General features: G+C 75.5%; 13 protein-coding genes and 1 pseudogene. 8 read left to right on the forward strand and 6 right to left on the reverse strand.

Annotated elements, in window-relative coordinates:
* Positions 1-24: 24 nt before the first annotated feature.
* From ACIBBF_RS21610 to ACIBBF_RS21625, 4 genes are all read left to right on the forward strand, one after another.
* Entirely contained in the window at positions 25-708 is a 684-nt protein-coding gene (locus ACIBBF_RS21610; protein WP_397417433.1) for a LysE family translocator, read from the forward strand.
* Between the two features lie 90 nt (positions 709-798).
* A complete protein-coding gene (locus ACIBBF_RS21615) occupies positions 799-2,250 on the forward strand; it encodes a tyrosine-type recombinase/integrase (RefSeq protein ID WP_397417436.1) in 1,452 nt (483 codons plus the stop codon).
* 166 nt (positions 2,251-2,416) lie between these two features.
* A complete protein-coding gene (locus ACIBBF_RS21620) occupies positions 2,417-2,833 on the forward strand; it encodes a YciI family protein (protein WP_119145476.1) in 417 nt (138 codons plus the stop codon).
* A gap of 39 nt (positions 2,834-2,872) precedes the next feature.
* Positions 2,873-4,042 (forward strand): RNA polymerase sigma factor, encoded by a 1,170-nt coding sequence (locus ACIBBF_RS21625; RefSeq protein WP_397417439.1) that lies wholly within the window; start codon positions 2,873-2,875, stop codon positions 4,040-4,042.
* Here the strand turns inward: ACIBBF_RS21625 and ACIBBF_RS21630 are convergent.
* Entirely contained in the window at positions 4,008-4,781 is a 774-nt protein-coding gene (locus ACIBBF_RS21630; RefSeq protein ID WP_397417441.1) for a MerR family transcriptional regulator, read from the reverse strand. The two genes, ACIBBF_RS21625 and ACIBBF_RS21630, sit on opposite strands and share 35 nt — an antisense overlap.
* Before the next feature lie 58 nt (positions 4,782-4,839).
* On the opposite strand from ACIBBF_RS21630, the gene ACIBBF_RS21635 reads away from it, so the two are divergent.
* Positions 4,840-6,072 (forward strand): erythromycin esterase family protein, encoded by a 1,233-nt coding sequence (locus tag ACIBBF_RS21635; protein WP_397417443.1) that lies wholly within the window; start codon positions 4,840-4,842, stop codon positions 6,070-6,072.
* A 306-nt stretch (positions 6,073-6,378) separates the two neighbouring features.
* Entirely contained in the window at positions 6,379-7,317 is a 939-nt protein-coding gene (locus tag ACIBBF_RS21640; RefSeq protein WP_397417445.1) for a DNA-binding protein, read from the forward strand.
* Here the strand turns inward: ACIBBF_RS21640 and ACIBBF_RS21645 are convergent, their stop codons facing one another.
* Positions 7,318-8,211 carry a virginiamycin B lyase gene (locus ACIBBF_RS21645; RefSeq protein WP_397417447.1) on the reverse strand — a complete coding sequence of 298 codons (894 nt, stop codon included), beginning with the start codon at positions 8,209-8,211 and terminating at the stop codon, positions 7,318-7,320.
* 483 nt (positions 8,212-8,694) lie between these two features.
* On the opposite strand from ACIBBF_RS21645, the pseudogene ACIBBF_RS21650 reads away from it, so the two are divergent.
* Positions 8,695-9,411: pseudogene (locus ACIBBF_RS21650) on the forward strand (CehA/McbA family metallohydrolase); the annotation flags it as partial.
* A gap of 50 nt (positions 9,412-9,461) precedes the next feature.
* Positions 9,462-9,656 carry a hypothetical protein gene (locus ACIBBF_RS21655; protein WP_397417449.1) on the forward strand — a complete coding sequence of 65 codons (195 nt, stop codon included), beginning with the start codon at positions 9,462-9,464 and terminating at the stop codon, positions 9,654-9,656.
* Here ACIBBF_RS21655 and ACIBBF_RS21660 read toward each other — a convergent pair.
* From ACIBBF_RS21660 to ACIBBF_RS21675, 4 genes are all read right to left on the reverse strand, one after another.
* Positions 9,646-10,995 (reverse strand): MFS transporter, encoded by a 1,350-nt coding sequence (locus ACIBBF_RS21660; protein ID WP_397417452.1) that lies wholly within the window; start codon positions 10,993-10,995, stop codon positions 9,646-9,648. The two genes, ACIBBF_RS21655 and ACIBBF_RS21660, sit on opposite strands and share 11 nt — an antisense overlap.
* A gap of 14 nt (positions 10,996-11,009) precedes the next feature.
* Positions 11,010-11,840 carry a ChbG/HpnK family deacetylase gene (locus tag ACIBBF_RS21665; RefSeq protein WP_397417454.1) on the reverse strand — a complete coding sequence of 277 codons (831 nt, stop codon included), beginning with the start codon at positions 11,838-11,840 and terminating at the stop codon, positions 11,010-11,012.
* A 34-nt stretch (positions 11,841-11,874) separates the two neighbouring features.
* The gene (locus ACIBBF_RS21670; protein WP_397417456.1) at positions 11,875-12,432 is read right to left on the reverse strand and encodes a hypothetical protein; all 558 of its coding nucleotides are present in this window, start codon (positions 12,430-12,432) and stop codon (positions 11,875-11,877) included.
* Positions 12,433-12,715: 283 nt separating this feature from the next.
* A complete protein-coding gene (locus ACIBBF_RS21675; protein ID WP_397417458.1) occupies positions 12,716-13,474 on the reverse strand; it encodes a hypothetical protein in 759 nt (252 codons plus the stop codon).
* Between the last annotated feature and the right edge of the window lie 7 nt (positions 13,475-13,481).

The following is a 13,481-nucleotide window of genomic DNA, read 5'->3' on the forward strand; positions in this document are numbered from 1 at the left end:
CCCGACACCGGTACCGTCGCGCCCATGACGACGGCCGAGGCGCTGCTCCTCTTCGCGCTCGTCGCGATCCCCCTGACCCTGATGCCCGGCCTGGACAGCGCGCTCGTGCTGCGCACCGCCGTCGTCAGCGGACGCCGCCACGCCTACGCGACCGCCCTGGGCATCAACGCGGGCTGCCTGGCCTGGGGCGTGGCGGCAGCGGTGGGTGCGACGGCGGTGCTGGCCGCGTCCGAGACCGCCTACCGCGCCCTGACCCTCGGCGGAGCGGCCTACCTGGTCTGGCTCGGCGGCCGGATGCTGTGGTCGAGCTTCCGCCCCGGCCGCTACGACGCGCTGCCCGACGCCGCCGTCCGCTCCCCCGTGCCCGGCAGGGCGGGCGAGGAGCGGTCCGCCTGGCGGTCGTTCGCCGTCGGCGCCACCACGAACCTGCTCAACCCGAAGGTCGGCGTGTTCTACCTCGCGACCATCCCGCAGTTCCTGCCCGACGACGTGCCCCACCTGCTCATGGGCCTCCTGCTGGCCGTGGAGCACGACATCATCGGGATGACCTGGCTCGCCCTGCTCATCCATGCCGCGGGCCTGGCCCGGCGCTGGCTGTCCGGACGGGCGATCGCCCGCGCCACCGACCGTGTCACCGGCACCGTGCTCCTCGCGCTGGGCGGCCGCATCGGGTGGAACGCGCTGACCGGCCACGCCCGGGCCCTCTGAGGACGCACGGCCCAGGACCCACGACCCGCGCGACACGCAGGACCGACCTGCCGCCGCACCGCCACCGGCCACCCCCACTACGCTGCCCCCGTGGCGTACACCGAGCAGCGCACCGACTCCGCGGGCCGCACCGGCTACGTCGGCCGCTACCGCGTCGACGGGCGCCTGCGCAGCACCCGCCGCTTCACCGTGCGGCGCGAGGCGCTCGCGGAGGCCCGGCGCCAGGAGGAGGCGGGCAAGCACGCCGAGTGGATCGACCCGTCCGCCGGCCGCATCACCGTCGCCGAGTGGTTCGCGACCTGGCAGGAGGCCCGCGTGGACCGCGCGCCCCGCACGCTCGAGGCCGAGCACGAGCGGTTCCGGTCGCTGGTCGCGCCCACGTTCGGGGACCGGCCGCTGCGGCAGGTCACCCACGAGGACGTGGCCCGCTGGGCGGCCACCATGACCTCCCCCACCACCGGCCGGACCGCCTCGCCCGCGCGGCGGCGGGACGCGGCCCGCCTCCTGGTCGCCCTGCTCGACGCCGCGGTGGACGCCCGCCGGCTGCGCACCAACCCCGCACGGACGCCGTCGGGCAAGGTGCCGGCCCTGCCGCGGGCGCCGAAGACCAAGCCGCACCGGTACCTGTCCCACGAGCAGCTGCGCCGCGTGGCCGACGCCGCCTCCTCCCCCCAGACGCGCACGCTCGTGCTGCTCACGGCCCTGACAGGCCTGCGCTGGGGCGAGGTCAGCGCACTGACGGTCGCCGACGTGGACCCGCTGCGCCGTCGCGTGCGCGTGGACAAGGCCTACACGCGGCTGGACGACGGCACGCTCCTGCTCGGCGACACCAAGACCCACGCCCGGCGGGAGGTGCCGCTGCCCGCGTCGCTGGTCGAGGCGGTGGCCGCGCAGGCGGCGGGCCGGGGCGCGGGCGACCTGCTGTTCACCGGGACGCGCGGCGGTCCGCTGCGCCGGGAGAGCTTCGACCGGTCCGCCTTCCGCCCGGCCGTCGACGCGGCGGGCAGCGCCGTCCGCACCCTCCGGCAGGCCCTGGGCCTGCCCGCCGCCGGCCTGTACGACGACGGCGTGGTCGCCGCCGTCCGCCGGCTCCAGGCCGCGGGCGGGCAGCAGCCCACGGGTGTGACCGACCCTGCGACGTGGGCCCTGGTGGCGGCCGACGACCGGGCCCGGCAGACGATGACGCGCGGCGAGAAGGTGAGCCGCACCCGGCTGCTGACGGCGCTGTCGCGGACCACGCTCGCCCCGGGTGCCGAGGACTTCGACACGCTCACCCTGCACGACCTGCGGCACACCGCGGCGTCCCTGGCGATCTCCGGCGGCGCCACGGTCAAGGCCGTGCAGCGCATGCTGGGGCACGAGTCGCCGGTGCTGACGCTGTCCACGTACGCGGGCCTGTTCGAGGACGACCTCGACGCCCTGGGCGAGACGATGAGCGCGGCGTTCCAGGCGTCCGCCGTCCGCCCGGGGCCGGCCGGCGGCACACCGGGCACGGCGGCGGCGGTCACGCCGATCACGGCCGTGCGGAGCCGGGCAGGCTGACCGGGACGCGCCCCTGACCGGCGCCGGCAGAGCGCCGCGATCTTCTGCACCCGGATCGGTGATCCTGATGTCGAGAACCCGGCGACGGCTCCGTCCTAGGGTCGAGGGCGCACGAACCGCGTCCACGACGCAGGGCCCGCGGGGCCCGTGAACCAGGGAGACGACCATGGCGAAGTACCTGCTGCTCAAGCACTACCGGCGGTCCGGCCCGGAGTGGGTGCCCGGCACCGACGTGCCGATGGACCAGTGGAGCCCCGAGGAGATCACGGCCCACATCGACTACATGCGCCGCTTCGCCGAGAAGCTGACGCAGAGCGGCGAGTTCGTGAGCGAGGGCGCGCTCTCGCCGGAGGGCACGTTCGTCCGGTACGACGGCGAGGGCCGCCCGCCGGTGACGGACGGGCCGTTCGCGGAGACGAAGGACCTCATCGCGGGCTGGATGATCATCGACGTCGAGTCCCAGGAGCGCGCCTACGAGGCCGCGGCGGAGCTGTCCGCCGCACCCGGCGTCGGCGGGCGTCCCATCTACGAGTGGCTCGAGGTGCGGCCGTTCCTCGGCGAGGACCTGACGATCTCTGAGTGAGCCGGCTGAGTGAGCCGGGCGACCTGAGGAGGGCTGGACGTGGACCACGACGCCGTGAACGACCGGGTGCGGACGCTGGCGCCGCAGGTCCTGGGCGTCCTCGTCCGCCGCGGAGCAGACTTCGCGACGGCCGAGGACGCCGTCCAGGAAGCCCTGATCGAGGCCGTGCGGCACTGGCCCGAGGACCCGCCGGACGACCCGAAGGCGTGGCTGCTGCGGGTGGCCGGCCGCAAGCTGATCGACCTGCAGCGGTCCGAGGCGGCCCGGCGGCGCCGCGAGGAACGGGCGGGTGACGAGCCGCCGCAGGGCCCCACCGAGCAGTCGGACGACACGCTCCTGCTCCTGAGCCGCTGCTGCCACCCGGCGCTCAGCCCGGCGTCGGCGATCGCGCTGACGCTGCGGGCCGTGGGCGGGCTGACCACGGCCCAGGTCGCGCGGGCGTTCCTTGTCCCCGAGGCCACGATGGCGCAACGGATCTCCCGGGCCAAGCGCACCATCGCCGGCGAGCGGTTCGACACACCCGGCGACGTCCGCGCGGTGCTGCACGTGCTGTACCTGATCTTCAACGAGGGCTTCACCGGCGAGATCTCGCTGGCGGACGAGGCGATCCGGCTCACGCGGCAGCTCGCCGTGTCCTCGGCGGTGCGCCCGGAGGGTGCGGACCCCGAGATCGCCGGGCTCCTGGCCCTGATGCTGCTGCACCACGCACGACGGGACGCCCGGTACACCGCCTCGGGCGAGCTGGTGCCGCTCGACGAGCAGGACCGGGGCCGCTGGGACACGGCGATGATCGCCGAGGGCGTCGACGTGCTCCAGACCGCCCTGTCCTGCGACTGCCTGGGCCAGTACCAGGCCCAGGCGGCGATCGCCGCCCTGCACGACGACGCGCCCAGCGCCGCGGAGACCGACTGGCCGCAGATCCTGCAGTGGTACGACGAGCTCGCCGGGCTCACGGACAGCCCCGTCGTGGCGCTCAACCGGGCGGTCGCCGTCGGGCAGGTGGACGGCCCGCGCGCCGGCCTGGCCGCGCTGGCCGACGTCGACCCGGGGCTGTCCCGGTGGGACGCCGTGGCCGCGCACCTGCACGAGCGCGCCGACGACATCGAGCTGGCCGTGAGGCACTACACGGCCGCCGCGGACCGGGCGACCAGCGCCGCCGAGCGCACGCACCTGATCAAGCAGGCCGCGCGCCTGCGGGCCGGCCGGTGACGGCAGCCCCGTCGGCCGAGACGAGGTAGGCCTCCAGGGCGGCCGCTCCGGCCAGCAGCGCCCGGCCGCGAGCGGTGAGGCGGCCCTGCCACTCGTCCAGGGTCGCCGCCAGCGGTTCCAGGCCCCCGGCGGTCCGCACCTGCTCGATGAGCGGGACGATCTGCTCCAGGAGGTACCCGCCACGGCGGAGCTGGTGGGTCAGCCGGGCGTCGCGCACCGCGGCGGCGTCGTAGACCCGGTACCCGGTCCGCGGGTCCCGTCGCGGACGGACCAGGCCCGCGCGCTCCCAGGTACGCAGGGTGGCGGGCCGGATCCGCAGCCGGGCCGCGAGCGGGCCGATGAACGTGTCCTGCGGCTCGGTTGGCGGGATCGGCCGGGCGGACGGCGCGCCGTCCAGGTCGCGCAGGGCGTCCTCGACGGCCCGCAGGGTCCGCCGGTCCTCCAGGAGCAGCGCATGGCTCTCGTCGATCAGCCGGTACGCCTCGCCGACGGCGCCGTCGTGCACCGCGCGCAGGATCGCGGCCGCGACCTGGTGGCCGTGGCCGGGCACCAGGGCAAGGAATGCGCGCAGCGCCCGCGCGTGCCGCGGGGTGTACACCCGGTACCCCGCCGGTGTCCGGTCGGCGGCCGGCAGGATGCCGGCGTCCTCGTAGTTGCGCACCGCCTGCGTGGACAGCCCGTGCCCGCGGGCCAGATCGACGGGCCGCAGCCGTGCGCCCGTTTGAAGGTTCTGCACCACACCCGGCTCCGTTCTGCGGCAAGGTCTCAACTGAGCCTTCAACGATACCGTTGAAGGAATGGTGAGAGACATCGAGCACACCGTTCATCCCGTCGACGCCGCCTCCCTGCTGGCCCTCGTCCCCGGCCCGCCACAGGTCCTGGCACTGGGCGAGCCGACGCACGGCGCGCAGGACCTGCTCAGGTTGCGCAACACCCTGTTCCGCGAGCTCGTCGAACAGTACGGTTACCGCACCATCGCCCTGGAGACCGACTGCCTCGCGGGTCTGCTCGTGGACGACTACGTCACGACCGGCCGGGGCGACCTCGACCACGTCCTGGCCCACGGCCTGAGCCACGACTGGGGCGCGTACCCCGGCAACCGCGAGCTCGTGCGCTGGATGCGCGCCCACAACGACGGACGCCCCGCCGCGCAGCAGGTCCGCTTCGCCGGCGTCGACGGGCCCCTGGAGATCTCCGCGGCCGCCAGCCCGCGCGCGGCCCTCACGGCACTGCACGGCTACCTGGCCGCCCGGGTGGACGCCGACCTGCTGCCCTGCACCGCCGACGTGCTCGACCGCATCATCGGCCCGGACGACCGCTGGACCCAGCCCGCCGCCATGACGGACCCCACCCGATCGGTGGGGCAGTCCGCCGAGGCCAGGGAGCTGCGCCTGCTCGCGGACGACCTGGCGACCCTGCTCGACACCCACGCCCCGCAGCTCCTGGCCCGCTCCACACCGCAAGAACGGGATCGTGCCCACCTGTACGCGCGTACCGCGACCGGCCTGCTGCGCTACCACTTCTGGATGGCCGACCCGTCACCCGCGCGCATGACCCGCCTGCTCGGGATCCGCGACACCATGATCGCCGACAACCTGCTCGCCCTGGCCGGACGCAGCCCCGTGCTGGTCAACGCCCACAACAGCCACCTCCGGCGGGGCCGCAGCACCCTGCGCATGTGGGACCACCCCCGGCTGGAGTGGTGGGGTGCCGGCGCGCTCGTCGACGCCCGGCTGGGCGACCGGTACGCGTTCGTGGCCACGGCGCTCGGGACGCTGCGCCACCAGGGCGTGGACGTCCCGGAGCCGGACACCGTCGAGGGACGGCTGTACGCGCTGGACCGGGACCGGCTGCTCGTGGACGCGCCCGGGCTGAGGGTCGCGCTCGGGGACGAGACCGCGGGGACCGGCACCGCTCGCCCGGCGCTCGCCGCCCGGACGTCTCCCTGGTTCGGGTACGCGCCCCTGGACCCGGCGCGGCTCACGGACCAGGACGGCATCGTGTTCCTCCGCGACGTGGCCGAGGGCTGAGCAGAGCGTCGCCGAGCGCGACCGGGCGGTCGTCCCCGCGCGGCCCCGCTGGATCGCACGTGGATCCACCGCTCACTATCTGCTCCCTGTGTGCGCAGTAGCGCTCCTCGGAGAGCGACCAATCGTTGATAAATAGCCGCTCTCAACCTCAGTGCGCACCCGCTTCAGGAAAGCGGGTGCGCACTGTGTGGGATCGAAAGTAGGCGTAGTATTGTCGTACTACGCCTACTACTACGCGGGTGAACGATCCTCTGCGGAAGAGAACCGCGGGATGCGCCGGCGGACCGATCGAGACGGAGAAATGACGTGCGGGACAAGGAACGGGTCTTCCAGGCTGCCGACACCCTCGTGGCCGAGGGCGCCACGGTCACCGTGACGAGCGTGCGCGAGCGCGCCGGCTGCTCCAACGCGGCTGCGACGAGGTACCTGCGCGAGTGGCGCGAGGAGCGGGCTGCGCAGGACGAGGCACGGTCGGCCCTCCCCGACCTGCCCGCCACCGTCAGCGCCCTCCTGACGAGCGGCATGGACGCGCTGTGGCGGGCCGCGGTCGAGGCCGCCCGCGCGGAGCACGAGGCAGCGGCCGCGGCGTCGGACGAGGCGCTGACGGCGGTGGTCGGTGAGGCGGACGCGCTGGCCGCCCGTGTGGACGAGGCGGACGCCGAGCTCGCACAGCTCCGCGCGGTGCTGGAGACCGCACGCGAGGCCGTCGGGACCGCGCAGGAGGAACGCGCCGCGGCCGAGCAGGAGCGGGCCACCACCCACGCGACGGTCGCCCGGCTGGAGGCCGAGCTCGCCGACACGCGCTCCGCGCTGGCAGCGACCCGGGACGAGCTGGCCCAGGAACGAGCCGCCGTGACCGCCGCCGAGCGTGCCCGGGCGGCGGCCGACGCAGCCCGGGCCCAGGCGGACGGGGCCGCCGTCGGGCTGCGCGAGTCCCTCGCCGATGTGCGCGCCGCGCTGGAGGCCGCCCGGGACGACGTCACGCGTGCCCAGCACGACCGGGCCGCGGCCGACACCGCACGGGCGGCCGCGGAGGCGTCGGCCGCCCGTCTGGAGGGCGAGCTCGCCGCGGCCCGCGACGCACTGGGCACACTGCGGGAGCAGGTGACGGAGGCCGAGCGGTCGCGTGCGGCCGCGCTCGCGGGTCAGGCCCAGGCGGAGGGCACGGCGGCAGGCCTGCGGGAGGCCCTGCAGGCGGTGGAGACGGCGGCGGCGGTGCGGGACCAGCCCGCCGTACGGGACTAGCTAGCGCCCGAGCCGGGCGACCCCGCCGGACTCCAGCGCCGCCCACACCGCGCCGTCGGGCCCCACGGTGATGCCGTGCGGTTCGGAGGACGGCGTGGGCAGGTCGTGCTCGCTGACCTCGCCGTCCGCGGTGATCCGGCCGATCCGGTTGCCGCCCCACTCCGTGAACCAGCACTCCCCCGGCCCGGCCGCGACGACGGCGTGCGGCTTGGCGTCGCGGTCCGGGAGCGGGAACTCCTGGACCGCGCCTTCCGGCGTGATCCGGCCGATCTGCCCCGCCGCGATCTGCGCGAACCACAGCGCGGACCCGTCGCTGGCGATACCCACGGGTCCGGAGGCCGGCGTGGGCAAGGGGTGGATCGTCATCTCGCCGCCCACCGTGACCCGGCCCACGGCATTGGCCTGGTTGAGCGTGAACCACAGCGCGCCGTCCGGGCCCGTCGTGATCGCCGACGGCATGCCGCCCGCGACCGGCACCTCGACCTCCGAGACACGGCCGTCGGCGGTGACCCGGCCGATCCGGTCGGCGTTCATCTCGGTGAACCACACGGCCCCGTCCGGGCCGGGCGTGATCCCGTACGGGCCGGCACCGGGCGTAGGGACGGCCACGGACCGTGCCGTGCCGTCGGTCGTGATGCGGCCGATCCGGTGGTCCTGGGACCGGGTGAACCACAGCGCGCCGTCGGTCCCCGCGGTGATCACGAGCGGCAGGCACCCCGCGGAGTCCAGCGCGTGCTCGGTGACCGCCCCGTCGGGGGTCAGCCGCGCGATCCGGCCGGTCCGGGCCAGGGTGACCCAGAGGGCGCCGTCCGGTCCGGAGGCGATGCCGTACGGGCCGGCCTTCGCGTCCGCCACGGCGATCTCGGTGACGGCCGGGGCTTCGGAACGGTGCACTGCTACTCCCTGCGGACGAGGCGGACGAGGCGGACGAGGCGGACGGGGCAGGGACAGGCCCGAGGCTGGAGCGCCCGCGCGTCGTCGTCCGCCCCGGGCGGTCACCGCACCCTGCCTGGCGGAGGACGGCGGCGCAACCGCACCCGCCGGACACGTGCCCTGACCGGCACCGGGGATAGCCTCGGGGGCGTGACCCGTGAGCAACGCCGCCTGAGGCTCTCGGTCGACGACCAGATCGAGAACAGGTACCTGGAAGTCCCCTTCGAGCTGCCGTCCGGCGGCGTCACGCGCCTGGAGGTGATGCTCGACCACGACCGGGACGCCGCGGTGGTCGACCTCGGCTGCCGCGACCCGGAACGCTGGCGCGGCTGGTCGGGCGGGGCCCGGTCCCGGTTCGCGATCACCCCCGGCGCGGCGACGCCCGGGTACGAGCCCGGCGAGCTGGTCGCCGGGCGGTGGGCGGTGGTGCTCGGCCTGCACCGGATGCCGGCCGAGCCGGTCGACGTCACCGTCACGATCGCGACCGGCGTCGACGCGGGCGGGGTCGAGGCCGAGCCCCCGGCACCGGCCCCGGCGCCCGGACGTGGCGAGCGCGGCGGGACCCGGCTCGGGCGCGATCTGCCCGCACCCGCCGGGCTGACCTGGTACGCGGGCGACCTGCACGCGCACACCACCCACTCCGACGGCACGCTGGGCATCGCCCAGCTCACCGCTGCGGCAGCGGGCCGGGGCCTGGACTTCCTCGCCGTGACGGACCACAACACCGTCTCCCACCACCCACACCTGCCCGCCGTGGCCGCGACCTACGACGTGTGCCTGCTGCCCGGCCAGGAGGTGACCACGCACGCGGGTCACGCCAACGCGTTCGGCGACATCGGCTGGGTCGACTTCCGGCGTCCGGCGGCGCAGTGGCCGGCCGAGGTCGAGAGGCGCGGCGGGCTGCTGTCGGTGAACCACCCGGTCCAGGACGACTGCGGCTGGCTGTACCCGGTGCGGACCGGGTACCTCGAGCTGTGGCACATCTCCTGGTTCCTGGACCTGACCGCCACGGGCCCCTGGGCGTACCTGCTGGCGCGCCCTGAGCTCCCCGTGCTCCTGGGCGGCAGCGACTTCCACACCCCCGACCAGGGATTCCCGCCCGGCACGCCCACCACCTGGGTCGCGGCCGAGGACCGCACGCCCGAGGCGATCCTCGACGGCATCCGCCACGGCGCACCGCCGTCAGCCGGTTCCCCGGGCCGGGCGAGCCGGTGCTCGTGCGGGTGGGCGAGGACCTCGTGGCGATCGACGCGGACGGCACCGTCCTCGTGGAGGGGCTGCCCGCCGGCAGGCAGGACCGGCGACGCCGGGTACGCGGGGACCGGGTGTCCGTCTCCGCACCGCCTCATCGCGGCCCCTACCGCCTGGAGGCGCCGGACCGGACGCTGCTCGCGATCAGCGCGTGACCGGCCCGGCGTCCGGCGCCGCGGGCAGCCGGATGAACCGCGAGACCACCGTGCCGAGCAGCAGCAGCGCGAACGGGTACACCGACAGGTACACGCGGAACGCCTGCCCCGGGTCCGGCCCGGGGTCGGCACCCGACCGGTACCCGAAGAACACCGCCAGGGACAGTACGGCTCCCGCCGTCACCAGCGCGTTGAGCCGGCCCAGCACACCGAACGCCGCCAGGAACAGGCCGCTGCGGTGCATCCCGTGCCGGGCGGCGTCCGCGTCGAGCACCCGGGCGATCACGAGGTCGTTGGTGGCGAGCACCCCGGAGTACCCGACCGCCACCGCGAGCCCGGCGAGGATCCCGGTGAGCAGGTCCGTGGCGAAGTAGAGCGGCACGAACCCCACCGCGGCCACCGGCAGCGCGAGCCGCCACGTCCAGGCCGCGCCCTTGCGCCGCACGACGCCGGCCCACACGCCCAGCATCCCGATCGCCACCACGATCACGACGAGCTGCAGGATGCTGGCGTCCAGCGCCGAGCCGCCCAGCGTGTGGTCCACATAGAGCTGCAACCCGCCCAGCACCAGCGCCATCGCCGCGCCGTAGCAGGCGTTGACCACCCCGACCGTCCAGAACTGCGGCGTCGACAGGACCTGCCCGATCGACCGGAAGAACTGCGGGCGCGGCTCCGCGTCCAGCGCCGGGTCCTCCCGCACGCCGAACGCCGTCCACAGGATCACGGCCGCCGCCACGACCCCGAACACCACCGCCAGCCGCCCGTACCCGACGGCCGAGCCCTCCGGTCCCAGCACGCCCCGGGCCAGCACGGGTGTCAGGGCGAGCGCGACCACCAGCGCCACGAGCTGGGCGCCCTGCCGCACCGCGTTGGCCGTGGCCCGGCGCCGCTCCTGCGTGAACAGCTCCGGCAGCAGCGCGCCGTAGCTGGCGTTGATCAGCGAGTCCGCCATCTCGGTGGTGATCGCGAACACCGCGAACCACACCACCAGCCCGACCGCGGAGTCGGCCACCGGCCCCGGCACCGTGAACAGGGCGATCGTCGTGCACGCCAGCACCAGTGCGCCCACCACCAGGTACGGCCGACGCCGCCCCCACCGGGACCGGGTGCGGTCCGACAGGTACCCGAACACCGGGTTGTCCAACGCGTCCAGGACCCCGTAGACCGCGTAGACCGTCGCGTAGACGGCCGCGTCCAGGCCGAGCAGCTCCACGTACACGTAGAACATCGAGCCCTTGACCAGGTTGATCGGCAACGACGTGCCGAACATGCCCAGCCCGTAGCGCAGCGGCGACGTACCCGCTCCCCGCGGCGCGTCCCCCGCGTCCTGGGCCTCCACGCTCGTGAGCCTACTCACCACCGTCCGACCAGGTCGATGCCCTGCCGCTCCATCTCGCGGGTGAAGACCGGGTCCCCGAGCAGCCGCAGCTCCCACGTCCGCTTGCGCCACCAGCCGGCAGCCGCCGCCCGCAGCCGCGGCGTGTCCGGCGCGGGGTGCAGGAAGATCTCGCTGGTCCCCTCGGGCAGCCGGCCCAGCAGACGCAGGTAGTGGTCACGCAGCGCCGGGTAGTCCCCCGCCTCGGCGTCCCCGCCGCGGTGGGTGGCGATCACCCGGGGAAGACGCACACCGGCGGCGTCGGCGGCCGCGACGGCGCCCGCGTGCCGTGCGCGGACGTCGTCGCGGGCCAGCAGGGGGTCGCCGTCGCCGTACAGCTCCAGCCCGCGGGGCAGCCGGAACGCCAGGCCCCGCCGCGCGCACACCCCGATGGCCTCCGGGAGGTAGGACCGGCCCAGCAGGCCGTACAGCGTGCCGCGGTGGGAGTCGAGCCGGTCGGGGGCCGGCAGGCCGGCCGCCGCGGCGGCGCGCGCCACGGTGTCGGCCTGGGTCGTGATCCGGTCGGTGACGTCGTCGAACCCGCCGTCGGGCTCCGGTTCCGGCAGCGTCACGTGGACGCCGGGGGCCACGCCGATCCCGGCGCGGGCGAGCAGCCGGGTGATCCTGTCCACGCCGGCCGCAGCGTCCCGGGGCTGCCCGTCCGGGACGCCCGGCGGCTCCTCGGTGGTGCCGGTGGCGATGACGCCGACCGCCGTGAGCGGTGAGCCGGCCAGCAGGGCCGCGATCTCCCGGTCGGCGTCCGGGTCGGTACCGGCGTCGTCGGCGGTGAGGACGAGACTGCGCGTCATGCGCCCAGTCTGGCCCAGGTCACGGCGCGCACGGTCAGGCGCGGCCGATCACGCCCGTGCCGAGCACCCCGCCGACCTCGCCGAGCTTCACCTCGAGCTCCCACGGCGTCGTCACCTGCGGGATTCCTGCCGGGACGCAGGTGGCGGCGGCGGTGTACAGGGTCAGGCTGGCGCCCAGCGTGTCGGCGTGCCACACGCCGGGACCGACGATCTCGAACTCACCCGGCCCGGTGCGGTGCAGCACCAGCACGTACTCCTGTCCGTCGCGCAGCACGGCGGGCCGGCCCTCCCCGGGCGGCACGGTCCGCGATCCCATCTGCGTGACAGCGATGCTCGCGTTCCGGGCGACGGCGCCCAGCAGCACCTTGCGCAGCCGCAGCTCGGTCCGGGTGTACGGCACGCGGTCCACGACGTCGACCTGCGCCTCACCGGCCTGCACCAGCGCGACGACGTCGGCGTCGGCGACGAGCTGCTCGACCGTGTCGTAGTGCTCGGCGGCGGGGATGTCCGCCGGGCGCACCGCGGCGACGCAGCCGACCAGGAGCAGGGACGCGACGAGCGCGCCGACCAGAGCTGCTGCCTGCCGTCGCATCGTTCGTCCCGTTCCGTCGTCCGGCGCCCGCGGTGCCTCCTCGGTATGAGGGAGCGTCCGACCCCGGTGCGTGGTGCACCCGGCGCTGTGCCAGGCATCGCCGTGCAACGAATGCTTCCGTGTTGCGGGAAGGTGGGACAAGGGTTTGCAGGGGCGAACGAGCCCGCGCGGTGGCGCTACTTTGCCACGATGTGAAAAGACGTGGGGAATCGGGTGACGCCGCCCGGGGCCCGGGGTGGTAAGGCCCTTCGGGTGCCCGCCAGGTGGACCGGTGACAGGTGGGTCAGGCGGCGTGCGTCTCCGCGATCGCGCGGACCAGGCCCGAGGTGGAGATCGAACCGGTGCGGTACCGCTCCACGGCGCGCAGGAGGGCGTCGCCGACGTCTCGCGGCACGCGCGCGGACCGGGTGGCGGGGTGCCAGATCTCCCGCTCGAACACTGCGGTGCGCCGGGCGGGGCCGCGGAACAGGCGGCCGGCGAGCGGCGGGGGTGCCTGGAAGGACGGCTGGAAGGACGGCTGGAACGGTGCGTGCACCGAGGGCGCGTGCGGGACCTGGACCGGTGGCATGGGCGGGGGCGGAGGCACGGGACGTTCTGCGGCGGGAATCTCCGCGGGTTCCCCGGGCGTCGTGGGCTGCGGCACGGGCGGTGCGGGCACCGGCGGGACCGGTGCGGCAGGTGCCGGTGCGGTTCCGGCCGGCCGGGCCGCGAGGCGGGAGGCCCGGTAGCGGGCGCCCGGGTCCCAGCGGAGGGTGGGCAGGGTGCGTGCCGTCGGTCGGACGCCCGTGGCCGCGCGGCGCGGGGCGGGGGTCTCGCTCGTCTCGTCGTCGACGGCAGCGGCGGTGGCGGTGACCGGCTCGGGGGCCGTCACGTCGTCCGCGACGGCGTCGCCGGCGACGGCGACGGCGGCCGCCGACCGGGCCTTCTCGGCCTGCTCGGCGTGCGCCGCGCGCAGGGCCGCGACGATCCGGGCGACGCGGTCGGTGCCGGCCTCCTGGTAGGGCGCACCGTCGGGGACCGGGTTCTCCGTACCGTCTGCCATGGCCGCG

Source organism: Promicromonospora sp. NPDC050880 (assembly GCF_044456525.1).
Lineage (GTDB): Bacteria > Actinomycetota > Actinomycetes > Actinomycetales > Cellulomonadaceae > Promicromonospora.